Genomic DNA, 23,904 nt, shown 5'->3' on the forward strand with positions numbered 1-23,904 from the left:
AGTTGAGCGAGCGCAGCGAGGTGGAATTATGAGCGCGCATCCCGCCGGTCCCCGGCATGCCGAGATTCCGCATGCGCCGAATCTGTCTGAGCGCCCGAGCGATCCGCGGCAGATGATCGACCTGCCCGCGAACGTCTGGCCGCGCAACGCGACCCGCGACGACGCGGGCGTGGTCCACCTGGCGGGCGTGCCGGTGTACGAGCTGGCCGAGCGGTTCGGCACCCCGCTGTTCGTGGTGGACGAGGACGACTTCCGTTCCCGCTGCCGCGACATGGTCCGCGCGTTCGGGGCGAACGCGCGAGTCCACTACGCGTCGAAGGCGTTCCTGTGCGGCGAGGTCGCCCGCTGGATCCGGGACGAGGGCCTCTCGCTGGACGTCTGCTCCGGCGGCGAACTCGCCGTCGCGTTGCACGCGGGCTTCCCCGCGGAGCGAATCGCCCTGCACGGTAACAACAAATCCGTCGCCGAGCTGGAAGCCGCGGTGTCCGCGGGCGTCGGCCACGTCGTGGTGGACTCGCTCATCGAGATCGAGCGCCTGGAGGCCGTCGCGAGCCGCGCGGGCGTGGTGCAGGACGTGCTGGTCCGGGTCACCGTCGGGGTGGAAGCCCACACCCACGAATACATTTCGACCGCGCACGAGGACCAGAAGTTCGGCTTCTCGATCGCGGGCGGCGACGCGATGGAGGCGCTCGCGCGCGTCTTCGACGCCGACAACCTGCGCTTGGTCGGCCTGCACAGCCACATCGGCTCGCAGATCTTCGAGATCGACGGCTTCGAGATCGCCGCGCGGCGCATGCTCGGCCTGCTCCGCGAGGCCATCGACAAATTCGGCATTGAGCGCACCGCACAGATCGCGACGCTGGATCTCGGTGGCGGACTTGGCATTTCGTATCTTCCGTCGGACGACCCGCCGCCGCTGGACCGGTTCGCGGCGAGCCTGCGCGAACTGGTCGCAGCCGAAGCCGAACGCGCGGGTCTGCCCACGCCGACGATCGCTGTCGAGCCCGGCCGCGCCATCGCTGGGCCCGGCACGGTGACGCTCTACGAGGTCGGCACCATCAAGGACGTCTCGCTGGACGGCGGTCTGCGCCGCCGGTACGTGAGTGTCGACGGCGGCATGAGTGACAACATCCGGCCCGCGCTGTACCAGGCCGACTACGACTGCCGTCTGGTCTCGCGGTCGTCGCAGGCCGGGCCGGTGGTCGCGCGCGTCGTCGGAAAGCATTGCGAGAGCGGCGATATCGTCATCCGGGACACCTGGATGCCCGCCGACGTCGGCCCCGGCGACCTGATCGCCGTCGCCGCCACCGGCGCGTACTGCTACTCGATGTCCAGCCGGTACAACCAGTTGACCCGTCCCGCGGTCGTCGCGGTGCGGGACGGACAGCCGCGCCTGATACTGCGCCGGGAGACGGTGGCGGACCTGCTCAGCTTGGAGGTGGAAGCGTGACGGCCAACGCGAAGAACGGCGTGTGGGGGACCGATCGCCCGATCGGGGTCGCGGTCCTCGGCATGGGCAATGTGGGCACCGAGGTCGTGCGCATCCTGCGCGAGCACACCGAGGACCTGCGTTCCCGCGTCGGCGCGCCGGTGGTGCTCCGCGGGGTGGCCGTGCGCAGCCTCGACACCGACCGCGGCATCCCCGCGGACCTGCTCACCACCGACGCGGACGCGCTGGTCGCCCGCGACGACGTCGACCTGGTGGTGGAGGTGATCGGCGGCATCGATCCGCCGCGCCGGTTGATCCTGGCCGCGCTGAATGCGGGCAAATCCGTGGTGACCGCGAACAAGGCGCTGCTGGCCGACTACACCGGCGAGCTCGCCGCCGCGGCCGAAGCCAGTCGCGCCGATCTGTACTTCGAGGCCGCCGTCGCGGGCGCCATCCCCGTGGTGCGCCCGCTGATCCAGTCGCTGGCGGGCGACCGGGTGAACCGGGTCGTCGGCATCGTCAACGGCACCACCAACTTCATCCTCTCCGCGATGGACGAGACCGGCGCCGACTACTCGCAGACGTTGGCCGAGGCCACCCGGCTGGGCTACGCCGAAGCCGACCCGACCGCCGACGTGGAGGGCTACGACGCCGCGGCCAAGGCCGCGATCCTCGCCTCGCTGGCGTTCCACACCCGGGTCACCGCCGCCGATGTCTACCGCGAGGGCATCTCGCGGATCACCGCCGAGGATCTGGAAACCGCCTCCGCGCTCGACTGCACGGTCAAACTGCTGGCCATCTGCGAGCGGGTGGACGCGGGTCCCGGCGAGCCCGGACCGGAGGACGGCGGCAAAGAGCGCGTCTCGGTGCGCGTCTACCCGGCGCTCATCCCCCGCAAGCACCCGCTGGCCGCGGTGACCGGTGCGTTCAACGCGGTGGTCGTCGAGGCGGAGAACGCCGGGCGGCTGATGTTCTACGGGCAGGGCGCGGGCGGCGCTCCGACCGCGTCGGCCGTACTCGGCGATCTGGTGATGGCGGCACGGAACAAGTTCTATGGGGGTCGCGCTCCCGGCGAATCGGTTTATGCTGAGCTACCGATCGCGCCGATCGGCGATACGCCCACCCGCTATCACGTGAACCTGCAAGTCGAGGACCGTCCTGGAGTCCTGGCCGCGGTGGCGGGCGAATTCGCCAAACACGGGGTGAGCATTTCGACCGTCCGTCAAGAAGGGCACGGCTCGGGTGCGCGCCTGGTCGTGGTGACCCACCACGCCGTGGAGTCGGCGCTCGCGGACACCGTGGCCGCACTGGCGGGAATGGCATCCGTCACATCCGTGACCAGCGTTCTGAGATTGGAAGGCACCGAAGAATGACCACAGCGTCGCGCAACGACTCCATGAGGGGCGGCGGCCGGGAGACGGGCGGGCACACGACCGGCGTCGCGCCACAGGCAGGGGTGCACTCCCGCTGGCCGGGCCTGATCGCGGCCTACCGCGACCGGCTCGCCGGCGCGGCCGACTGGGAGCCGGTCACGCTGTACGAGGGCGGAACGCCGCTGGTGCCCGCGCCGCACCTGTCCGAGATCACCGGTTGCGAGGTCTACCTGAAGGTCGAGGGCCTGAACCCGACCGGCTCGTTCAAAGACCGCGGCATGACGATGGCGATGACCGACGCCAAGTACCGCGGCCAGAAGGCGGTGCTGTGCGCGTCCACCGGCAACACTTCGGCATCCGCCGCGGCGTACGCCACCCGCGCGGGCATGAGCTGCGCAGTGCTGATTCCGCAGGGCAAGATCGCGATGGGCAAGCTGGCCCAGGCCGTGATGCTCGGCGCGAAGATCATCCAGGTGCAGGGCAACTTCGACGACTGCCTCGAACTCGCCCGCAAGGTCACCGCTGACTTCCCCAGCATCGGACTGGTGAACTCGGTGAACCCGGCCCGCATCGAGGGCCAGAAGACAGCGTCCTTCGAGATCTGCGACGTGCTCGGCAAGGCCCCCGACGTGCACGCCCTTCCCGTCGGCAACGCGGGCAACATCACCGCCTACTGGCGTGGCTACCGGGAGTACTACGCCGACGGCGTCACCGGCGGGCTGCCGCGCATGCTCGGCGTGCAGGCGGCGGGCGCGGCCCCGCTGGTCAACGGCGCCCCGGTGAAGGATCCCGAGACCATCGCCACCGCGATCCGGATCGGCGCGCCCGCCTCCTGGAACGGCGCGGTCGAGGCCAAGGAGCAGTCCGGCGGCGCTTTCCGCGCCGCCACCGACGAGGAGATCCTCGACGCGTACCGCCTGGTCGCGGCGACCGAGGGCGTGTTCGTCGAGCCCGCGTCGGCGGCCAGCGTGGCCGGTGTGCTCGCCGCACGCAAGGAGGGCTGGCTGGATGCCGGGCTCACCGTGGTGTGCACCGTGACCGGCAACGGTCTCAAAGACCCCGACACCGCGCTGTCGGGCATGCCCAAGGTGCAGCCGATCTCGGTCGATCCGGTCGCGGTCGCCGCCGAATTAGAGCTGGCCTGAGTTGAATTCGCGCGACAGCCAGGTCATGAGCGCGACGCTGCCCGCCGGTCTGACCGTGACCGCCCGGGTGCCCGCGTCCACCGCGAACCTCGGTCCCGGGTTCGACTCGCTCGGTATGGCATTGGGGATCTACGACGAAATCCAGGTGCGCACTACCGATTCCGGGCTCACCATCCGGGTCGAGGGTGAGGGCGCCGACGATGTGCCTTGGGGCCCTTCGCATCTCGTGGTCCGCGCGATCGAGCGCGGCCTGGAGTCGGCCGGGGTGTGGGCCGACGGCCTCGATGTGGTGTGCCGCAACGTGATTCCGCATTCGCGCGGCCTCGGGTCCTCGGCCTCGGCGGTGGTCGGCGGACTTGCCGCCGGGTGCGCCCTCGCCGCGAAGCTGGACTCGGCGCCGGCCACGCCTGCCGACAGATTGGTGCAGCTGGCAGCGGAATTCGAGGGGCATCCGGACAACGCGGCGGCCAGCGTGCTCGGCGGGATCGTGGTCTCGTGGACCGAGAGCGATCGCCCCGCCGACGAGGCCCCGGGCACGGAATACCACGGTCGCGTCTACCGCGCGGTGCGGCTGGAGGCGCATTCGGCGCTGCGCCCGGTCGTGCTGATCCCGGAGGAGCGCTCGTCCACCGCGCACACCCGCGGCCTGCTGCCCGACGTCGTGCCGCACGGCGACGCGGCGTTCAACGTCAGCCGCGCCGCGCTGGCCGTGGTGGCGCTCACCCAGCGTCCCGACCTGCTGCTGCCCGCCACCGCGGACCGCCTGCACCAGGCCCAGCGTGCGCCGGCGCTACCGCTGACTACCGCCTGGATCACGCGCCTGCGCACGGCGGGCATCGCGGCCACCGTCTCCGGGGCGGGACCGACCATCCTGGCCCTGGGGACCAGCGAATTTCCCGCGGAACTCCGCGAACTGGCGGCGGCCGACGGCCTGCGCGTAGTGGAGCCGGGAATCGCCGAAGGCGTCCTGATCGACTGACGGCGAGTCTGTCTTGCCGAGATTCGCAATGGACAGCTATTCTGGGCAGGTCCGTACATCGTGCGCATCAGACGCCGGTGCTTCATCAGGGCAATCGCTCCAGCAGGCTCCAGGCTCGAGCCTCCAGGCCATGGGGGTGCTGCGTAGCTGCGCAACTGGAATGATCTCTCCCCACCTTTCACCAATGGTGGAGAAGCCGCCGGTCCGGCGGGGCAGGTGATACGGCACACAGCGCCCGGACGGACGCATCCCAGTCCGGCAGAATGCCCGGGCTGCGGGACGAACCCTCGAAACAGCACACGGCGATCGAGGGAAGGAAAGGATTTCCGTGACAGATACGGACCTGCTCGCGACACCCGGCGTGGAATCGAACCCGACGGGCGAGCGCGATAGTGAATCCGGACAGATTTCGAAGATGAGCGAACACACCGACGTCGCACGATCGGGGCTGACTGGAATGTTGTTGCCGCAGTTGCGTGCGCTCGCGGGGGAGCTCGGTATCCGAGGCACCTCCGGGATGCGCAAGGGCGATCTGATCGCCGCCATCAAGGAAAATCAGGCCGCGGGCAAGGCGGCGAAGGCGGAGAAGCCCGCCAAGAGCGAGGCCAAGTCCGCGGCAACCGCGAAGGCCGACGCCCCCGCGAAGGCCGACGCCCCCGCGAAGGCCGACGCCCCCGCGAAGACCGCCGCTCCCGCTGAGCAGGCGCCGGCCAAGGCCGAGCAGGCGACCCTCGACGTGACGCCCGCGGCTTCGGCCGCGCCCAGCGAGGCTCCCGCCCCGGCGAAGACGGCCCCCGCCGATTCCGCGCCCGCCGCCGAGGCGGCGTCGTCCACGGCGACCGAGACCACCGAGGAGTCCGGCCGAGACAGCGGCCAGCGTGGCCGCGGTCGGCAGCGGCGCGGCCGTGACCAGGCGCGATCCGCGACCGATACCGCGCAGGCCGAGACGCGTACCGAGGAACCGAAGCAGGACGCCGAGCAAGGTGGCGAGCGCCGCCGCGACCGCGGCCAGAGCGACCGTGGCCAGGGTGACCGTGGCCAGGGTGAGCGTGGCCAGGGTGAGCGTGGCCAGGGTGAGCGCGGCCAGGGTGAGCGCGGCCAGGGCGAGCGTGGCCAGCAGAGCCAGAACGGCAGCGCGGGTGGCCGCGGCGGCGACGACGACGAGGGCGGTCGCGGACGGCGCGGACGCCGCTTCCGGGAGCGTCGTCGTGGGCGTGACCGCGACGGCGGCGGCGGTGGCGGCGAGACCCGCGAGCTCGAGATCCGCGAGGACGACGTCCTCCAGCCGGTCGCGGGCATCCTCGATGTGCTGGACAACTACGCCTTCGTCCGCACCTCGGGTTACCTGGCCGGGCCGAACGATGTCTACGTGTCGATGAACCTGGTCCGCAAGAACGGCCTGCGCCGCGGTGACGCGATCACCGGCGCGGTGCGCGCCCCCCGCGACGGCGAACAGTCCAACCAGCGCCAGAAGTTCGATCCGCTGGTGCGGCTGGACACGGTCAACGGCGGCGACGTCGAGGCGGCCAAGCGCCGTCCCGAATTCGGCAAGCTCACCCCGCTGTACCCGAACCAGCGCCTGCGGCTGGAGACCCAGCAGAACAAGCTGACCACCCGCGTGATCGACCTGATCATGCCGATCGGCAAGGGCCAGCGCGCCCTGATCGTGTCGCCGCCGAAGGCCGGTAAGACCACGATCCTGCAGGACATCGCGAACGCGATCGCGACCAACAACCCCGAGTGCTACCTGATGGTGGTGCTGGTCGACGAGCGTCCGGAAGAGGTCACCGACATGCAGCGCTCGGTGAAGGGCGAGGTCATCGCCTCGACCTTCGACCGTCCGCCGTCGGATCACACCTCGGTCGCCGAACTCGCCATCGAGCGCGCCAAGCGCCTGGTGGAGATGGGCAAGGACGTCGTCGTGCTGCTCGACTCGATCACCCGGCTCGGGCGCGCGTACAACAACTCCTCGCCCGCCTCGGGCCGAATCCTCTCCGGTGGTGTGGATTCCACCGCGCTGTACCCGCCCAAGCGGTTCCTCGGCGCGGCCCGCAACATCGAGAACGGCGGCTCGCTGACGATCATCGCCACCGCCATGGTGGAGACCGGTTCGACCGGTGACACGGTGATCTTCGAGGAGTTCAAGGGCACCGGTAACGCCGAGCTCAAGCTGGACCGCAAGATCGCGGAGCGGCGGGTGTTCCCGGCGGTGGACGTCAACCCGTCCGGTACCCGCAAGGACGAGCTACTGCTCAGCCCCGACGAGGCGGGGGTACTGCACAAGCTGCGCCGCGTACTGTCCGGCCTGGACTCGCACCAGGCGATCGATCTGCTGATCGACCGTCTGAAGAAGTCCAAGAACAACCTCGAGTTCTTGATGCAGGTGAGCAAGACCGCGCCGGGCGCGCTCGACGAGTGAGTAGCGGCGCCAGGTCGGCGCCGTGACAACGGCCGAAAGGGTCCCGCTGATGCGGGACCCTTTCGGCGTCCGGGGAGCGAAGAATACGAGGCCGACCGTGGCCGCGCCGCCGATGAGGAGAGCGATGATCAGCGCGCAGGGCCCGACGTCGGGATCGGGGGCGGCGGATTCCGAGGTGTGGACGTACACGGCGTTCTTCGGCGCGGGATAGTTCGGGTTCGCGGGGAGCGCGGATACACCGACGGCCACCGAGAGAAACAGCAGAACGAAAATCGCGGCCGCGATCCGGACGTTCACGGGGTCTCCTTCCTGTCTCGGCACGCCGATGTGCACCAGGTCTGCCACTCTATGAACGAATTCGTTCACATTCGTGAGTAGCGGACTACCCGACTTCAGGGTCCAGGAGGTGGCGCGGATTCGCGTGCCCGGACTTCCGGGGGCGCGAACGATGGGGGAGTACCTGGGGTGGGAACAAACCACTCGCCAGGGGCGTTTTGGGAGCGTAACGGCAGTTCTGGCATACTGAACGGTCGTTGCGTCTGCTCAGGTGAGCAGAGCTCCCGCCTAGTCGGTTCCGGTTCACGCTTCGCGTTCGCGCGGGCGACCCGGCGACCACAATCGAGAGGACATCCATGAAGGCAGGAATTCACCCGACGTATGTCGACACCACGGTCGTCTGTGGTTGCGGCAACACCTTCCAGACTCGCAGCACCAAGGAGTCGGGACACATCACCGTCGAGGTCTGCTCGCAGTGCCACCCGTTCTACACCGGCAAGCAGAAGATCCTCGACACCGGTGGCCGCGTGGCCCGCTTCGAGGCTCGTTACGGCAAGCGTGCCGGCAAGAAGGCCGACGCCAAGTAGCTTCCTCGCCGACGCCCGGTCCTGCCCCGCAGGCCGGGCGTCGGTGTTTTTGTATGGACAGCTACCAGGAGAAGGAAGCACTGTGACGCAACCGTCCGCCATCGACGACATTCTGGCCGAGTACGCCGGCTTGGAGACGCAGCTGTCCGATCCGTCGCTGCACAACGATGCGGGCGCCGCGCGCCGGGTCGGCAAGCGATTCGCCGAGCTGGCCCCGGTCATGGCCACCTATCGCAAGCTCGAGACGGCCCGCGGCGACTTGTCCGCCGCGCGGGAACTCGCCGCCGACGACGCCGCGTTCGCCGCGGAGATCCCGGATCTGGAACGACAGGTCGAGGAACTGGAACAGGCCCTCGCCGACCTGCTGGCCCCGCGCGACCCGCACGACGGCGACGACGTCGTGCTCGAGGTCAAGTCCGGCGAAGGCGGCGAGGAGTCCGCGTTGTTCGCCGCCGACCTGGCCCGCATGTACGTGCGGTATGCCGAGCGCCACGGCTGGAAGGTCGAGATCCTCGACGCCGCCCTGTCGGACCTGGGCGGATACAAAGAGGCGACGCTGTCGATCAAGAGCCGCGACGCGGCGCGCGACGGTGTCTGGTCGCGATTCAAGTTCGAGGGCGGTGTGCACCGGGTGCAGCGCGTCCCGGTGACCGAATCGCAGGGCCGCATCCACACCTCGGCGGCGGGCGTGCTGATCTACCCGGAACCCGACGAGATCGAAGAAGTGCAGATCGACGAGTCCGATCTCCGCATCGACGTGTACCGCTCCTCCGGCAAGGGGGGTCAGGGCGTCAACACCACCGACTCCGCGGTGCGCATCACCCACCTGCCTTCCGGCATCGTGGTCACCTGCCAGAACGAGCGTTCCCAGCTGCAGAACAAGGCGCGCGCCATGCAGGTCCTCGCGGCGCGTTTGCAGGCACTGGCGGAAGAACAGGCCGATCAGGAGGCCGCGGCGGGCCGCGCCAGCCAGATCCGCACGGTGGACCGCTCCGAGCGCATCCGCACCTACAACTTCCCGGAGAACCGGATCACCGACCATCGGATCGGCTTCAAGGCGCATAACCTCGACGCCGTGCTGGACGGAGAACTCGACGCGCTGCTCGACGCTCTGGGGAAGGCGGATCGCGAAGCGCGTATGGCCGCGGAATGATCGTCCTTCGGGCAGAGTCGGTGTCATGTCCACGAGCCGAGTAGCGCTGCGCCCCGTCATCAACGACGCCATCGAGACGTTACGGATCGCCGGGGTGCACAGCCCGCGGGCCGACGCCGAACATCTCGCCGCGCACGTCCTCGGCGTGGAGCGGACAAGGCTGGTGCTGACGCCGCTCGTCCCGCCCGGCAAGTTGGACGAGTACCGCGAGTTGGTCGCCCGCCGGGCACGGCGAATCCCGTTGCAGCACTTGACTGGAACGGCCGTGATGGGTGCGCTCGATCTCGCGGTGGGCCCCGGCGTCTTCGTGCCGCGCCCGGAGACCGAGTTGCTGTACGCCTGGGCGCTGGCGCAGTTGGAGGCGCTGCCGCACGATCACACGCCGATCGTCGTCGACCTGTGCACCGGATCGGGCGCGCTCGCACTGGCCCTCGCGCACGCGCGCCCCGACGCCGAAGTGCACGCCGTGGAACTCGATCCCGCCGCGCAGGTCTGGGCCCGGCGCAACGCCGACGACCGGATCGCCGCGGGCGATACCCCGATCACCCTCTACGCCGACGACGCCACCGATCCCGGCCTGCTCACCGACCTGAACGGCCGGGTGGACATCGTCGTGTCCAACCCGCCCTACATCCCCGAGGGCGCAGGTCTCGACCCCGAAGTGGCCGAGCACGATCCGTCCGTCGCCTTGTTCGGCGGCCCGGACGGATTGTCGGTAATACGCGGCATGATCCCGAACATCACCCGGCTGCTGCGCCCAGGCGGCGCCACCGCCATCGAGCACGACGACACCAACGGCTCCGGCGTAGCCGCCCTCCTCACCGCCACCGGCGCCTTCACCGACGTCGTCGAACACCCCGACTTGGCAGGCAAACCCCGCTTCGTCGCCGCCACCCACACGTGAGGGAGTCTTCCGCGCGGTTCCTCGCGTGGGCAACCGAATTCGTGTGGTCTTTCCCGGCTCCCGTGATGCCGACCACGTCCATTCCTCTGATGACAGCGTCGTCTGACGACGTGCCGCCGGATGAAGCAACGACGATGCCCTGCGCGATCCGAGACTTTTCCGGCCGCACTGGCGTGCGCGGGACGATTCGCGATCGTTCGCTATGCCGGGAACTGGGCTCAACGGATCGGCGCGGCCTCCGCACGGCACTGTGCGCTGCCGAACGGAGGGATTTGCCCTCGGCGACTATGGCGTGCGCGGCACTGTAGAGCTGGCCAACTGCAAGGCCCGCACTCGAGACGATCGCGAGCGCGCCGCGTATTGCACCGAGCCGCAAAGTCGCCTCGAGGATGCTCCCGACGCGCGGCGACAGCCGCCGCATCCCACGTGACGACTGATTTCGTAAGCACATGGGTAACTCGCCGGGCACGCCCAGAACTCGCTCGGCACCCGGCGCAAGACCTGAACGCAACTCTCGTTTCACCCCACTAGTACGGCCTGAATACGCGGAGAGGCGGGGGAGCATGCCAGGATGGTTGCCGTGAGTACCGTCTACGACTGCGCGGATCCCGACTCGCGCGCCGCGGGACTGTCCGCAGCCACCAGCGCCCTGAAATCCGGACGTCTGGTCGTGCTGCCCACCGACACCCTGTACGGGCTGGGCGCCGACGCGTTCGATTCGACCGCGGTGAGCTCGTTGCTCGCGGCCAAGCGCCGCGGCAGGGACATGCCGGTGCCGGTGCTCGTCGGGTCCTGGCACACCATCGACGGCCTGGTGTTCTCGGTGCGCGCGCAGGCGCGCGAGCTGATCCGGGCGTTCTGGCCCGGCGGTCTGAGTCTGGTTGTGCAGCAAGCGCCTTCGCTCGCGTGGGATCTCGGCGACACCCGCGGGACGGTGATGTTGCGGATGCCGCTGCACCCGGTCGCGCTCGAACTGTTGCGCGAGGTCGGCCCGCTGGCGGTGTCCAGCGCCAACGTGTCCGGGCAGCCGCCGGCGAAGACCGCAGCCGAGGCACGCGATCAACTCGGCGATCTGGTCGGCGTCTATCTGGACGGCGGCCCGGCCGAACACGCGGTCGCCTCCACCATCGTCGACCTGACCGCCGATCAGCCGCGCATCCTGCGCGTGGGCGCGGTGCCCGTCGCCGACATCGCCGAGGTGCTCGGCATGTCGCCGGAAGCGCTCAGCGGCGCCGCGCAGCTCGGATGATGGGTTCGAGCGCCGTCGTCCCGCTCCGGGAGCTGCTCGTCGTGCTGCTCATCTCCGCGGTGGTGACGTTCCTGGCCACCGGTGGGGTGCGGGTGCTGGCGATCGGCTTCGGCGCGGTGGCCGTGCCGCGTGACCGGGACGTGCACGTCAAGCCGATTCCGCGGATGGGCGGCGTCGGCATGTACATCGGTGTGGTCGCCGCGGTGCTGTTCGCCCACCAGCTGCCCGCGCTGCGCAGCGGCTTCGACTACAAACCCAACATCCCGATCGCCGTGCTGGTGGCAGCCACGATCATCGTGCTGGTCGGCATCGTCGACGACCGCTGGGGACTCGACGCGCTGACGAAGTTCGCGGGCCAGGTGACGGCGGCGGGCGTGATGGCCGTCATGGGATTGGGCTGGTATGTGATCTACAATCCGTTCAGCAACACCACGGTGGTGCTGGACGGATTGCAGGGCGGGCTCGTTACGGTCGCGGTCACCGTCACCCTGGTCAACGCCATGAACTTCGTCGACGGCTTGGACGGCCTCGCGGCGGGCTTGGGGCTGATCGCCGCGCTGGCGGTTTTCGTGTTCTGCCTCGGTCTGATGAACGAGCAGGGCGGCTCGGTCGACACCTACCCGCCCGCGTTGCTCGCCGCCGCGCTCGCGGGTGGCTGCCTCGGATTCCTGCCGCACAATTTCCAGCCCGCGCGCATATTCATGGGCGACTCCGGTTCGATGTTGATCGGGTTGATGCTGGCCGCGGTCTCGACCGGCGCCTCGGGGCGAATCCCCCTGCAGGGATACGGTCCGCGCGACATCGTCGGTCTGCTTTCTCCGCTGTTGCTGGTCGGCGCGGTGATGTTCATTCCGGTGCTGGACCTGTTGCTCGCCATTGTGCGACGGGTTCGCGCGGGCGTCAGTTTCTCGACGCCGGACAAAATGCACTTGCATCATCGCTTGCTGCAGATCGGCCATTCCCATCGCCGCGTGGTGTTGTTGATCTATTTGTGGGTCGGTGTGCTCGCGTTCGGCGCGGTCGGCACCTCGCTGATGGATCGCAGGCTGGTCGTGTTGCTGATGGCGGGCGGGCTGGTTTTCGCTTTGGTGATCACCGCTATTCCGGGGCTGCGGCGTGGGGACCCGGCGGGCGACGGATCGGCGTCCGGGTAAAGTCGGCGACTGTGAGCTTCACACCCGAACCCGTCCCCGGCCCCGACGCGCCGCTGCGGTCCGCGCTGCGCTACGGACTGATCGGCTTGGGCGTGCTGGTGGTCCTGTCGGTCGCGCTGGGCGCGGCCGTCTCGGGTGTCGCCGGCGTGTGGGGCGCGGTGCTCGGCGCCGCGATCGGCGGCGGCTTCATCCTCACCACCGCGGCCGTGGTGCTGTTCGGCGCGAAACTGCCGCCGAGCACCGCGGGGCTGGTCATGCTGGTCAGCTGGGTGGGGAAGGTCCTGGTGGCGCTGATCGTCGTCGGGATCCTGCACCGATTCGACTTCTACGACCGGGTCGTGTTGTTCCTCACCGTGGTCGGCGCCCTGGTGATCGTGCTCGGTGCGGAGACGTACGGCGTTGTCCGGCAGAAGGTTCCGTACGTGACGACGACCGACTCGGAACCCACGTCCGATACCCGCCAGTAACGAAAAACCCCCCACCCCCTACACGCTGTCGTAGATGACTTGGTAAAGTGTTGGTAAGCAAGCGACCAAGTCGGGGATCAGTGAGGGGTCACCGCCGAGATCCCCTGCATGGGCCGCTATGCTTACTGCCGTGCCGGGCTCCGAGGGGTGTTCCGGTTCTGCATGTCGACGAATGTCGCCGACACACGTACAGACGCCTGGTGGATTTCGAACCACCGCACAGCTGCTGACGAACTTCGAGCCGACCTGAGTCGACCCAAATTGATCGTCAATGTCCGATCGAACCGCGGGAATGACCGTACCCGCGGCCCGAACACGGGAGAGAACGCTGAGCGTCACCACTCTGGCGGCCGAGTTCCACGCGCCGTCGCTTACCGACTTCTTCCCTCCAGCTGTGCTGTTCGAGGGAACGCCGTTCGAACTCGATCGATTGATGCTGATCCGCATTCTGATGACGGCTGTTCTCTCGGTCGTGATGGTGCTGGCATTCCGCTCGCCCCGGATCGTTCCGCGCGGCCTGCAGAATGTCGCCGAAATCGGCCTGGTCTTCGTCAAAGAGCAGATCTGCGACGAGGTCCTCGGCAAGGAAACGGGACGGAAGTTCTTCCCGCTGATCGCGACGATCTTCTTCACGGTCCTCTTTCTGAACTTCTCGGGTGTCGTTCCGGGGTTGAACATCTCGTCGAACGCCCGAATCGGCATGCCGCTGGTGCTGGCCGTCATCGCGTACCTGGCGTTCAACTACGTCGGTATCAGGAAGTACGGCTTCTTCAACTACATGCGCAGCAGCATCGTCGTTCCGAACGTTCCCCCCGCGCTGCATGTGCTGCTGATTCCGATCGAGTTCGTCTCGACCTTCATCCTGCGTCCGTTCACGCTGACCGTCCGACTCATGGCGAACATGCTGGCCGGCCACATCATGCTGGTGCTGTTCTTCAGCGCGACCTGGTTCTTCCTGTTCGACGCCACCTCGTGGATGAAGGTGTTCTCGCCGTTCTCGCTGGTCGCGGGACTCGGATTCACGCTCTTCGAGCTGTTGGTCATCTTCCTGCAGGCCTACGTGTTTGCGCTGCTGACCGCCGTATACATCGGACTCGCACAGCACGCGGCCGATCACTGACCTGACCGACACAACTACCGGAAAACCTGCTACACCACGCCGACCGGCGGGTGAGCAACAGAAAGGGAATGGAAGACTCATGAGCCTCGCTTACCTGGCCCAGGAAGCCGCCACGAACGAGAGCACCTTCAAGGGCCTGGGCGCCGTCGGCTACGGTCTCGCCGCGATCGGCCCCGGCATCGGCGTCGGCATCGTCGTCGGCAAGGCCATCGAGGGCATCGCGCGTCAGCCTGAGCTGCAGGGCACCATCCGCACCAACATGTTCCTCGGTATCGCGTTCACCGAGGCCCTCGCCCTTATCGGTCTCGTCGCCGGCTTCATTTTCTGATTCCGATGTACGAGTCAGTTTTGCTCGCGGCGGCGGAGGGAGAGGATGTGAATCCTCTCATCCCCGAAACGTACGACATCGTCTGGTCGATCGTCTGCGTCGTCATCATCGCGGCCCTGTTCTACAAGTACGTGGTCCCGCGCCTGATGAAGACGCTCGACGAGCGCTCGGACAAGATCGAAGGCGGCATCGCTCGCGCGGAAGCCGCGCAGGAAGAAGCTCAGCTCACCCTGCAGCAGTACCAGCAGCAGCTGGCCGAGGCCCGGCTCGAGGCCGCGCGCATCCGGGAGGACGCGCGCACCCAGGGCCAGGAGATCCTCGCGCAGATGCGCTCGGAGGCCCAGGCCGAAGCCGATCGCATCATCGCGGCGGGCCACACCCAGCTGGAAGCACAGCGCCAGCAGATCCTGACGGAGCTGCGCCACGAGGTCGGCCGCACGGCCGTCGACCTGGCCGAGAAGATCATCGGGCAGTCGGTTTCGGACGAGGCCAAGCAGGCCGCCTCGATCGACCGGTTCCTCGACGAGCTCGACCAGACCGACGCAGGCATCGGGGTCGGAAGGTAACGACGCGAAAGTGAGAAGCATGTACGCAGCGAGCCGCGAGGCCAGTGCCCGGTCTCGGGAGGCGCTTCGGGCCGCTCTGACCGGAAGCGACAGTGCTGCGGCCACGACGGGCTCGGAACTGTTCGCCGTTGTCGCCGTGCTGGACGACCAGCGTTCGCTGCGTGTGGCGCTCGCGGACGTGTCGGTGCCGGGTTCCGTGCGCGCGGAACTGTGCGAGCGGGTCTTCGGCGGCAAGGTCAGCGCTGCCACGCTGGCAGTGCTGACCACCGCGGTGGCCCAGGACTGGTCGCGCACCTCCGACCTGGTGGACACCTTGGTGCTGCTCGGCCAGGAGGCGTTGCTGGAGTCGGCGGCCCAGCGTGGCCGGCTCGAAGCGGTGGAGGACGAGCTGTTCCGGCTCGGCCGGATCATCAGCGACAACCCCGAGTTGGAGCAGGCACTGTCGGATCGGTCGCAGCAGGCCTCGGCCAAGAGCGAGCTGGTCAACCGGCTGCTCGCCGGTAAGACGGAGCCCATCACCCTGACCCTGGCGGAGCAGGTGGTGACCAGGCAGCGGTCGGGCATCAGCGCCGCCTTCGACGAGCTGGCCGACCTCGCGGCGGCGCGTCGCGATCAGATCGTCGCGCACGTGCGCGCCGCGATCGGGCTCAGCGAGCAGCAGCGCGACCGGCTGGCCGCGTCGCTGCGGCGCATCTACGGCAAGGCGACCACGGTGCACATCCAGGTCGACCCGAGTCTGCTGAGCGGAGTCGTGGTGCGCGTCGGTGACGACGTGATCGACGGCAGCGCACTCGGCCGACTGGAGAAGCTGCGCCGGGCCCTGACCTAGCGCGCTTCCACCACCCCCGACATTCCAGACCCAGACAGCGAGAGCAGGAAGAACATGGCGGAGCTGACGATCTCCTCCGACGAGATCCGTAGCGCGATCGAGAGCTACACCAAGAGCTACACCCCCGAGACCTCCATCGAAGAAGTCGGTGTGGTCACCGACACCAGTGACGGCATCGCGCACGTCAGCGGTCTGCCTTCGGCAATGGCCAACGAGCTGCTCGAGTTCCCGGGCGGCGTGCTCGGCGTCGCGCTGAACCTCGAGGACCGTGAGATCGGTGCGGTCATCCTCGGCGAGTACGCCGAGATCGAGGAGGGCCAGGAGGTCCGCAGGACCGGTGACGTGCTCTCGGTTCCGGTCGGCGACAAGTTCCTCGGCCGCGTGGTGAACCCGCTGGGCCAGCCGATCGACGGCCTCGGCGAGATCGAGTCCGAGGAACAGCGCGTGCTCGAGCTGCAGGCCGCCACCGTGCTGGAGCGCCAGCCGGTCGAGGAGCCGCTGGCCACCGGCATCACCGCGATCGACGCGCTGACCGCCATCGGCCGTGGCCAGCGTCAGCTGATCATCGGCGACCGCAAGACCGGCAAGACCGCGGTCTGCATCGACGCGATCCTGAACCAGAAGGCCAACTGGGAGACCGGCGACCCGACCAAGCAGGTGCGCTGCATCTACGTAGCCATCGGCCAGAAGGGCTCCACCATCGCGGGCGTCAAGGCCGCGCTGGAGCAGCACGGCGCGCTGGAGTACACCACCATCGTCGCCGCCCCGGCCTCCGACTCCGCCGGCTTCAAGTGGCTGGCCCCCTACACCGGTTCGGCCATCGGCCAGCACTGGATGTACCAGGGCAAGCACGTGCTCATCGTGTTCGACGACCTGACCAAGCAGGCCGAGGCGTACCGCGCCATCTCGCTGCTGCTGCGTCGCCCGCCGGGCCGCGAGGCCTACCCGGGTGACGTCTTCTACCTGCACTCCCGGCTGCTGGAGCGTTGTGCGAAGCTGTCCGACGAGCTGGGCGCGGGCTCGATGACCGGTCTGCCGATCATCGAGACCAAGGCCAACGACATCTCGGCGTTCATCCCGACCAACGTCATCTCCATCACCGACGGTCAGGTCTTCCTCGAGTCCGACCTGTTCAACAAGGGTGTCCGCCCGGCGATCAACGTCGGTACCTCGGTCTCCCGTGTCGGTGGCGCCGCCCAGACGAAGGGCATGAAGAAGGTGGCCGGTTCGCTGCGCCTCGAGCTGGCGCAGTACCGCGAGCTGGAGGCGTTCTCCGCCTTCGCCTCCGACCTGGACGCGGCCTCGCTGGCTCAGCTCGAGCGCGGCGCCCGCTGGGTCGAGCTGCTCAAGCAGGACCAGTACTCGCCGGTGCCGGTCGAGGATCAGATCATCTCGATCTACCTGGTCGACCGTGGCCACTTCGACTCGATCCCGGTCGCGGACATCCGCCGCTTCAACGCCGAACTGCTCGAGGAGCTGCACCGCAGCGCCGCCGACGTGTTCAAGGCGATCGAGGGCGGCAAGGTGCTCGCCGGCGAGACGGCCGAGCAGGTCGAGGCGGCGACCAAGAAGTTCTTGGGAACCTTCCTCACCTCCGACGGCACCCCCGTGGTCAACGAGGCCGAAGCCGGCCAGCTCGACCACGAAGAGGTCGAGTCGCTGTCGGTGACCCGCAAGCACGTCGAGAAGTAACGCGGGTCGGCAAATGCGCTATTCGATCCGCGGCATGCGCGACGGGCACGAGGGTGGCAGCGACCACCTCGTGCCCGGCGGATGCCGCCCATCCCACGCAGCGAATGAAGGGAGTGTGAACCGCTGATGGCAAGCTTGCGTGAATTGCGCTCCCGCATTCGTGGTGTGAATTCGATCAAGAAGATCACCAAGGCCCAAGAGCTGATCGCGACCTCGCGCATCTCCAAGGCCCAGGCCAGGGTCGCGGCCGCGAAGCCGTACGCGGAGGAGATCACCAAGGTCCTCAGCGAGCTGGCGAGCGCGTCGAAGAACCTTTCCCATCCGCTGCTGACCGAGCGCGCCAACCCGCGCCGGGCGGCCGTGCTGGTGATCACCAGTGACAGCGGCATGTGCGGTGGCTACAACTCGAACGTGCTCAAGCGCGCGGAAGAGCTGATGACCACCTTGCGTGACGAAGGCAAAGAGCCGGTGCTCTACGTCATGGGCAACAAGGGCCTGACGTACTACGCCTTCCGCAATCGCTCGTACGTGTCGGCGTGGACCGGGTTCTCGCAGCAGCCGAAGTACTCCGATGCTTCGTCCGCGTGCCACCACCTGGTCGACGCCTTCATGGCAGGCTCCGACGGGGCGGTGCCCGCTCCGAACGGGACGGGTGACATCGCCGGTGTCGACGAGCTGCACGTCGTGTACACCCGCTTCGTCTCGATGCTGACGCAGACCCCTGAGGTGCGCCGGTTGGCGCCGATCCAGGTGAGCTACGTCGACGAGAACTTCGACCTGGGTGAGGACATCGTGTCGGATTCACCGACCGCGGACGTCCACGCGCAGTACGAATTCGAGCCCGACGCCGATGTGCTGCTGGCGGCGCTGCTGCCCAAGTACGTCAACACGCGCATCTACGCGTCGTTGCTCGAGGCAGCGGCATCCGAGTCAGCGGCTCGGCGCACCGCAATGAAGGCCGCCACCGACAACGCCAACGAACTCGCGAGCGTGCTCCAGCGCGAGGCGAACTCGGTGCGCCAAGCCCAGATCACGCAGGAAATCAGCGAAATCGTCGGCGGCGTGAACGCGCTGGCGTCGAGCTCGGACCGCGACTGAGCGCCACCAGCGGCCTGAGCGACGGGCACGTAGAAGGCCCCTCGAAGGCCGCACATCGACACGGAGAGAACCAACACCAATGACCGCAGCTGTCACTCAAGACAACACGAGCCGGACCGGCGGCGCCGCAGGCCGCGTCGTCCGGGTCATCGGCCCCGTCGTGGACGTCGAGTTCCCGCGCGGAGCCATTCCCGAGCTGTTCAACGCTCTGCACGCCGAGATCACCCTGACCTCGGTGGCCAAGACCCTGACCCTCGAGGTCGCCCAGCACCTCGGCGACAACATCGTGCGCACCATCTCGATGCAGCCGACCGACGGCCTGGTCCGCGGTGCCACCGTCACCGACACCGGCAAGCCGATCTCGGTGCCGGTCGGTGACGTGGTCAAGGGCCACGTCTTCAACGCCCTCGGCGACTGCCTGGACACCCCCGGCCTCGGCCGCGAGGGCGAACAGTGGGGCATCCACCGCAAGCCGCCGTCGTTCGACCAGCTCGAGGGCAAGACCGAGATCCTGGAGACGGGCATCAAGGTCATCGACCTGCTCACCCCGTACGTGAAGGGCGGCAAGATCGGTCTGTTCGGTGGCGCCGGTGTCGGCAAGACCGTTCTGATCCAGGAGATGATCACCCGTATCGCGCGGGAATTCTCCGGCACCTCCGTGTTCGCCGGCGTCGGCGAGCGCACCCGTGAGGGCACCGACCTGCGCCTGGAGATGGAGGAGATGGGCGTCCTCCAGGACACCGCCCTCGTCTTCGGACAGATGGACGAGCCGCCGGGCACCCGTATGCGCGTCGCGCTCTCGGCCCTGACCATGGCCGAGTACTTCCGCGACGTGCAGCACCAGGACGTGCTGCTGTTCATCGACAACATCTTCCGGTTCACCCAGGCCGGTTCCGAGGTGTCGACCCTGCTCGGCCGCATGCCCTCCGCCGTCGGTTACCAGCCCACGCTGGCCGACGAGATGGGTGAGCTGCAGGAGCGCATCACCTCGACCCGTGGTCGGTCGATCACCTCGCTGCAGGCCATCTACGTGCCCGCCGACGACTACACCGACCCGGCTCCGGCGACCACCTTCGCCCACCTCGACGCGACGACCGAGCTCTCCCGCCCGATCTCGCAGAAGGGCATCTACCCGGCCGTCGACCCGCTGACCTCGACCTCCCGCATCCTGGAGGCATCGATCGTCGGCGACCGGCACTTCCGGGTGGCCAACGAGGTGAAGCGGATCCTGCAGAAGTACAAGGAACTGCAGGACATCATCGCCATCCTCGGTATGGACGAGCTGTCCGAAGAGGACAAGGTGCTCGTCGGCCGCGCCCGTCGTCTGGAGAAGTTCCTCGGCCAGAACTTCATCGTGGCCGAGAAGTTCACCGGTCAGGTGGGTTCGGTCGTGCCGCTCGAGCAGACCATCGACGACTTCGACCGCGTCTGCAAGGGTGAGTTCGACAACTACCCGGAGCAGGCTTTCAACAGCTGCGGTGGTCTCGACGATGTCGAGGCGGCCGCGAAGAAGATCCTCGGAAAGTAGTCACCGATGGCGGAAATGTCAGTCGATCTCGTCGCGGTCGAACGACTGCTCTGGTCCGGCCAGGCGACGTTCGTCAGCGCGCAGACCACCGAGGGCCAGATCGGCATCATGGCCGGGCACGAGCCGTTGCTCGGCCAGCTGGTCGAGGGCGGCACCGTGGCGATCGTGGACACCGATGGTCAGCGGGTCGTCGCCGCGGTGCACGGCGGCTTCTTCTCGGTGACCGCGAACTCGGTTCGGGTGCTCGCCGAGTCGGCGGAATTCGCCGACGAGGTGGACGTCGAAGAGGCCCGCCGGGTGCTGGCCGACTCCGACGCCAGCGAGGAGCAGCAGCGAGCCGCTCAGGCTCGGGTGCGCGCGGTCGAGCAGAACGCGAACGCCTAGCAACAACCTGTCATCGAGAACGATCGCTGTCGGCGGTGAAGCTTCCTTCACCGCCGACAGCGTCTTTCAGGCGAGTCGGACACGGCCGGGGCATTTGTAAACTCGGGGCCGTGATTGAATGACCGCACGCGGTGTCAGCATCGGGCTCGGGGGCGAAAGCCCGCGAAACCACGAGAAGCTGGTACACCGCCAATCGAATGCCGTGGACGACACGGCGGCGGAGCGAAGGGACGTACGGCATTGCAAACCGGGATGGTTCTGCTGATCATTCTGGTGCTAACGCTCGTGTTCCTCGCCTTGGCCTCGACTTACCGCCTGATCATGTTGCGGCGCGGCGGAACTGCCGCGATCCTGCGCGTACTGCCCGCCCGCGGCGGTCAGGGGTGGCGGCACGGCCTGATCCGCTATGACGAGGATCGTCTCGTCTTCTTCAAACTCACCAGCCTGAAACTCGGCCCGGATTCCACCATCCGGCGTCAGGGCATCGAGATCGGCGATCGCCGCGGTCCCCGTGGCGACGAATACGACATCATGACCGACGACATCGCAGTGATCGCGGTGTCCGACCGCGCGGGCGACTTCGAGTTGGCCCTGGATCGCGACTCTTTGACCGCCTTCCTCTCCTGGGTGGAGTCCCGCCCCTCCGATCGCACCCGCCGGATGCCGGGGCTGTAGTTCCCGGTCCGACGGCTATCGGCGGCCCGAGCAGGCCGCGCCCGTTAGGGTTGTGCTGTGAGCGTGCATTTGACCCGGATCTACACGCGGACCGGCGATGACGGGACCACGGGATTGAGCGACTTCTCCCGGGTCGCGAAGACCGACCCACGCCTGGTCGCCTACGCCGACTGCGATGAGACGAACGCCGCCATCGGCGTCGCGATCGCCCTCGGCGGCCCGGACGAAACGATGCTCGCGGTGCTGCGACAGATACAGAACGATCTGTTCGACGCCGGGGCCGACCTCTCCACCCCGGTGGTCGCGGAGCCGAAGTACCCGCCGCTGCGGGTCACCCAGCCCTACATCGATCGGCTCGAAGCGTGGTGCGACGAGTTCAACGCCGGACTGCCTGCGCTCGATTCGTTCATCCTGCCCGGCGGTACCGCGCTGGCGGCCCTGCTGCACACCGCGCGTACGGTCGCCCGCCGTGCGGAGCGCTCGGCCTGGGCGGCGATCGAGTGCCATCCGGAGGACACCAACGCGCTGCCGGCCAAGTACCTCAATCGCCTCTCGGATCTGCTGTTCATCCTGAGCCGGGTCGCCAATCCCGGCGGCGATATCCTGTGGAAGCCCGGCGGGAAACGGCCGGGCGTCTGATCGCGTAGCACCCGAGGCGAGTACCCGAGCGATCACTGGGTATTGCCGGCAAGGTGACGAGACCACCTCGTCGATCGCAGTACGCCCATCCCGCGGCACTCGCTCCAACGGCGAAAACGTCCGGAGGCGAGGGGAGTCGTGGAGAGGCGGCACCGGAGTGCGCCGCCCCAACTATCCTTGCACCAACAGTGCGCCGAATACGCGGAGAGGCGGCATGGAACGGTTTTTGGTTACCGGCGGAAATCGACTCGTCGGTGAGGTCACGGTGGGGGGCGCCAAGAACAGCGTCCTCAAACTGATGGCCGCTGCGCTGCTGGCCGAGGGCACCACCACGATCACGAACTGCCCGGACATCCTCGACGTGCCGCTGATGGGTGATGTCCTACGCGGTCTCGGCTGCGACGTGACCATCGACGGCGGAGTGGTCGCCATCACCACGCCCGCCGAACCGAAGTATCACGCGGACTTCCCCGCGGTGACCCAGTTCCGCGCGTCGGTGTGCGTGCTCGGTCCGCTGATGGCGCGGTGCAAGCGCGCCGTCGTGGCGCTGCCCGGCGGTGACGCCATCGGCTCCCGCCCGCTGGACATGCACCAGGCCGGTCTGCGCCTACTCGGCGCGACCAGCGAGATCGAGCACGGTTGTGTGGTCGCCAAGGCCGACGAATTGCAGGGTGCGCGCATCCGCCTGGATTTCCCCTCGGTCGGCGCGACCGAGAACATCCTCATGGCGGCGGTGCTCGCCGAGGGCGAGACGGTGATCGACAACGCCGCGCGCGAGCCCGACATCGTCGACCTGTGCAACATGCTCGTCCGGATGGGCGCGCGGATCAGCGGCGCGGGCACGTCGGTGCTCACCATCCAGGGGGTCGAACGGCTCGAGCCCACCACGCACCGCGTCATCGGGGACCGCATCGTCGCCGCGACTTGGGGCATCGCCGCGTCGATGACGCTGGGCGACATCCGCGTCACCGGTGTGAATCCCAAGCACCTGTCGCTGGTGCTGGACAAGCTGCGGTCCGCGGGTGCGCGCATTTCGTTCGAGCAGGACGGCTTCCGGGTGGTCCAGGCGGAGCGTCCGCGCGCCGTGAATTTCTCGACCCTGCCGTTCCCCGGTTTCCCGACCGACTTGCAGCCGATGGCCATCGGGCTCGCGTCGATCGCGGACGGGACCTCGATGATCACCGAGAACATCTTCGAGGCGCGCTTCCGGTTCGTGGAGGAGATGATCCGGCTCGGCGCCGACGCGCGCACCGATGGGCACCACGCGGTGGTCCGTGGGATTCCGCGGTTGTCGAGCGCTCCGGTGTGGTCGTCGGATATTCGAGCCGGCGCGGGTCTGGTGCTCGCGGGCTTGGTCGCCGACGGGACCACCGAAGTGCACGACGTCTTCCACATTGATCGCGGATATCCGAATTTCGTCGAGCAGCTGCAGGCCCTCGGTGGCGATGTAAGGCGCGTCGGCGTCGCGGATTGAGTGCCGCGGCGTTCGGGTCGGTGGCGAGTTACCGAAAGCGTTCCGGAAAATGCGTGCTGACCAGGCGATTTGACATGGTGCACGCAGACACGTAACTTATTCCAAGTCAGAGCGACACGGACACCGACCCGGAGCCGAGAAGCTGAGCGGAAACGCTGAGCGGGAGGCCAGGGAAACGAGGTAGGACGAGGAGCGCCTGACGGTCACACTAGCTCGAACGAGACCTCAGTTTGCAACTGGGTTCACGGCTGAGCTAAGCTGGAAAAGTTGCTTCACCGATCAATCGGCTCAAACCGGGCGATGGTGTGTGCGTGTGTTCTTTGAGAACTCAATAGTGTGTCGATGAATGTCAGTGCCAAATATTTTTGGTTCCGGCCTTTTCACTCCCCGTGTGGAGGGTCGGACATTTAGTCAGCTAATTTCCGGCTGGCGGACA

The 23,904-nt window shown here is 67.8% G+C and carries 22 protein-coding genes; all 22 read left to right on the forward strand.

Annotated elements, in window-relative coordinates; all coding sequences use genetic code 11:
• Window positions 1–28 precede the first annotated feature (28 nt).
• The 22 genes from lysA to murA all read left to right on the forward strand — a co-directional run bounded on the left by lysA (window position 29) and on the right by murA (window position 23,468).
• The gene (gene lysA / locus ACL03I_RS26020) at window positions 29–1,450 is read left to right on the forward strand and encodes a diaminopimelate decarboxylase (protein ID WP_355073688.1); all 1,422 of its coding nucleotides are present in this window, start codon (window positions 29–31) and stop codon (window positions 1,448–1,450) included.
• Window positions 1,447–2,802 (forward strand): homoserine dehydrogenase, encoded by a 1,356-nt coding sequence (locus ACL03I_RS26025; RefSeq protein WP_355073690.1) that lies wholly within the window; start codon window positions 1,447–1,449, stop codon window positions 2,800–2,802. The genes lysA and ACL03I_RS26025 overlap by 4 nt, the downstream gene beginning before the upstream one ends.
• A 23-nt stretch (window positions 2,803–2,825) precedes the next feature.
• Window positions 2,826–3,947, forward strand: coding sequence for a threonine synthase (gene thrC, locus ACL03I_RS26030; RefSeq protein ID WP_356969450.1), 1,122 nt, complete (start codon window positions 2,826–2,828; stop codon window positions 3,945–3,947).
• 25 nt (window positions 3,948–3,972) lie between these two features.
• Window positions 3,973–4,926, forward strand: a complete 954-nt coding sequence (gene thrB, locus ACL03I_RS26035; protein WP_356969432.1) for a homoserine kinase — start codon at window positions 3,973–3,975, stop codon at window positions 4,924–4,926.
• A 328-nt stretch (window positions 4,927–5,254) separates the two neighbouring features.
• Window positions 5,255–7,345: a transcription termination factor Rho gene (gene rho / locus ACL03I_RS26040; RefSeq protein WP_412807164.1), complete on the forward strand. Its 2,091-nt coding sequence runs from the start codon at window positions 5,255–5,257 to the stop codon at window positions 7,343–7,345.
• A gap of 632 nt (window positions 7,346–7,977) precedes the next feature.
• Window positions 7,978–8,208, forward strand: coding sequence for a 50S ribosomal protein L31 (rpmE, locus tag ACL03I_RS26045; RefSeq protein ID WP_039796334.1), 231 nt, complete (start codon window positions 7,978–7,980; stop codon window positions 8,206–8,208).
• An 82-nt stretch (window positions 8,209–8,290) separates the two neighbouring features.
• Window positions 8,291–9,361, forward strand: coding sequence for a peptide chain release factor 1 (gene prfA / locus ACL03I_RS26050; protein WP_355073695.1), 1,071 nt, complete (start codon window positions 8,291–8,293; stop codon window positions 9,359–9,361).
• A 25-nt stretch (window positions 9,362–9,386) separates the two neighbouring features.
• Window positions 9,387–10,265, forward strand: a complete 879-nt coding sequence (gene prmC / locus ACL03I_RS26055; RefSeq protein ID WP_355073697.1) for a peptide chain release factor N(5)-glutamine methyltransferase — start codon at window positions 9,387–9,389, stop codon at window positions 10,263–10,265.
• 580 nt (window positions 10,266–10,845) lie between these two features.
• Entirely contained in the window at window positions 10,846–11,514 is a 669-nt protein-coding gene (locus ACL03I_RS26060) for an L-threonylcarbamoyladenylate synthase (RefSeq protein WP_412807165.1), read from the forward strand.
• The gene (locus ACL03I_RS26065) at window positions 11,511–12,668 is read left to right on the forward strand and encodes a glycosyltransferase family 4 protein (RefSeq protein WP_355073701.1); all 1,158 of its coding nucleotides are present in this window, start codon (window positions 11,511–11,513) and stop codon (window positions 12,666–12,668) included. Before ACL03I_RS26060 ends, ACL03I_RS26065 begins: the two co-directional genes overlap by 4 nt.
• Window positions 12,669–12,679: 11 nt before the next feature.
• On the forward strand, window positions 12,680–13,135 hold the full coding sequence (locus ACL03I_RS26070) for a hypothetical protein (RefSeq protein WP_355073702.1): 456 nt from the start codon (window positions 12,680–12,682) through the stop codon (window positions 13,133–13,135).
• A 271-nt stretch (window positions 13,136–13,406) separates the two neighbouring features.
• A complete protein-coding gene (gene atpB / locus ACL03I_RS26075; protein ID WP_355073704.1) occupies window positions 13,407–14,255 on the forward strand; it encodes a F0F1 ATP synthase subunit A in 849 nt (282 codons plus the stop codon).
• 79 nt (window positions 14,256–14,334) lie between these two features.
• Entirely contained in the window at window positions 14,335–14,583 is a 249-nt protein-coding gene (locus tag ACL03I_RS26080) for an ATP synthase F0 subunit C (protein WP_039796339.1), read from the forward strand.
• A gap of 5 nt (window positions 14,584–14,588) precedes the next feature.
• Window positions 14,589–15,149 (forward strand): F0F1 ATP synthase subunit B, encoded by a 561-nt coding sequence (locus ACL03I_RS26085; protein WP_355073706.1) that lies wholly within the window; start codon window positions 14,589–14,591, stop codon window positions 15,147–15,149.
• 19 nt (window positions 15,150–15,168) lie between these two features.
• Entirely contained in the window at window positions 15,169–15,978 is an 810-nt protein-coding gene (locus ACL03I_RS26090; protein WP_355073707.1) for a F0F1 ATP synthase subunit delta, read from the forward strand.
• Between the two features lie 54 nt (window positions 15,979–16,032).
• On the forward strand, window positions 16,033–17,670 hold the full coding sequence (gene atpA, locus ACL03I_RS26095; protein ID WP_355073709.1) for a F0F1 ATP synthase subunit alpha: 1,638 nt from the start codon (window positions 16,033–16,035) through the stop codon (window positions 17,668–17,670).
• 126 nt (window positions 17,671–17,796) lie between these two features.
• Window positions 17,797–18,768, forward strand: coding sequence for a F0F1 ATP synthase subunit gamma (locus tag ACL03I_RS26100; protein WP_355073710.1), 972 nt, complete (start codon window positions 17,797–17,799; stop codon window positions 18,766–18,768).
• A 79-nt stretch (window positions 18,769–18,847) separates the two neighbouring features.
• The gene (atpD, locus tag ACL03I_RS26105) at window positions 18,848–20,296 is read left to right on the forward strand and encodes a F0F1 ATP synthase subunit beta (RefSeq protein ID WP_355073712.1); all 1,449 of its coding nucleotides are present in this window, start codon (window positions 18,848–18,850) and stop codon (window positions 20,294–20,296) included.
• A gap of 6 nt (window positions 20,297–20,302) precedes the next feature.
• Window positions 20,303–20,680, forward strand: a complete 378-nt coding sequence (locus ACL03I_RS26110) for a F0F1 ATP synthase subunit epsilon (RefSeq protein WP_355073713.1) — start codon at window positions 20,303–20,305, stop codon at window positions 20,678–20,680.
• Between the two features lie 252 nt (window positions 20,681–20,932).
• Window positions 20,933–21,355, forward strand: coding sequence for a DUF2550 domain-containing protein (locus ACL03I_RS26115; protein WP_039796346.1), 423 nt, complete (start codon window positions 20,933–20,935; stop codon window positions 21,353–21,355).
• Between the two features lie 57 nt (window positions 21,356–21,412).
• Window positions 21,413–21,994: a cob(I)yrinic acid a,c-diamide adenosyltransferase gene (locus tag ACL03I_RS26120; RefSeq protein ID WP_355073715.1), complete on the forward strand. Its 582-nt coding sequence runs from the start codon at window positions 21,413–21,415 to the stop codon at window positions 21,992–21,994.
• Window positions 21,995–22,208: 214 nt separating this feature from the next.
• Window positions 22,209–23,468, forward strand: coding sequence for a UDP-N-acetylglucosamine 1-carboxyvinyltransferase (murA, locus tag ACL03I_RS26125; protein ID WP_355073717.1), 1,260 nt, complete (start codon window positions 22,209–22,211; stop codon window positions 23,466–23,468).
• Window positions 23,469–23,904 lie beyond the last annotated feature (436 nt).

Source organism: Nocardia sichangensis, from assembly GCF_047200615.1.
Taxonomy (GTDB): domain Bacteria; phylum Actinomycetota; class Actinomycetes; order Mycobacteriales; family Mycobacteriaceae; genus Nocardia; species Nocardia sichangensis.

Coding starts and splice junctions, on each gene's coding strand:
- lysA (WP_355073688.1), top strand. CDS start 29: ATGAGCGCGCATCCCGCCGGTCCCCGGCATGCCGAGATTCCGCATGCG.
- thrC (WP_356969450.1), top strand. CDS start 2,826: ATGAGGGGCGGCGGCCGGGAGACGGGCGGGCACACGACCGGCGTCGCG.
- thrB (WP_356969432.1), top strand. CDS start 3,973: ATGAGCGCGACGCTGCCCGCCGGTCTGACCGTGACCGCCCGGGTGCCC.
- rpmE (WP_039796334.1), top strand. CDS start 7,978: ATGAAGGCAGGAATTCACCCGACGTATGTCGACACCACGGTCGTCTGT.
- prmC (WP_355073697.1), top strand. CDS start 9,387: ATGTCCACGAGCCGAGTAGCGCTGCGCCCCGTCATCAACGACGCCATC.
- ACL03I_RS26065 (WP_355073701.1), top strand. CDS start 11,511: ATGATGGGTTCGAGCGCCGTCGTCCCGCTCCGGGAGCTGCTCGTCGTG.
- atpB (WP_355073704.1), top strand. CDS start 13,407: ATGTCCGATCGAACCGCGGGAATGACCGTACCCGCGGCCCGAACACGG.
- ACL03I_RS26080 (WP_039796339.1), top strand. CDS start 14,335: ATGAGCCTCGCTTACCTGGCCCAGGAAGCCGCCACGAACGAGAGCACC.
- ACL03I_RS26085 (WP_355073706.1), top strand. CDS start 14,589: ATGTACGAGTCAGTTTTGCTCGCGGCGGCGGAGGGAGAGGATGTGAAT.
- ACL03I_RS26090 (WP_355073707.1), top strand. CDS start 15,169: ATGTACGCAGCGAGCCGCGAGGCCAGTGCCCGGTCTCGGGAGGCGCTT.
- atpA (WP_355073709.1), top strand. CDS start 16,033: ATGGCGGAGCTGACGATCTCCTCCGACGAGATCCGTAGCGCGATCGAG.
- ACL03I_RS26100 (WP_355073710.1), top strand. CDS start 17,797: ATGGCAAGCTTGCGTGAATTGCGCTCCCGCATTCGTGGTGTGAATTCG.
- atpD (WP_355073712.1), top strand. CDS start 18,848: ATGACCGCAGCTGTCACTCAAGACAACACGAGCCGGACCGGCGGCGCC.
- ACL03I_RS26110 (WP_355073713.1), top strand. CDS start 20,303: ATGGCGGAAATGTCAGTCGATCTCGTCGCGGTCGAACGACTGCTCTGG.
- ACL03I_RS26115 (WP_039796346.1), top strand. CDS start 20,933: ATGGTTCTGCTGATCATTCTGGTGCTAACGCTCGTGTTCCTCGCCTTG.
- murA (WP_355073717.1), top strand. CDS start 22,209: ATGGAACGGTTTTTGGTTACCGGCGGAAATCGACTCGTCGGTGAGGTC.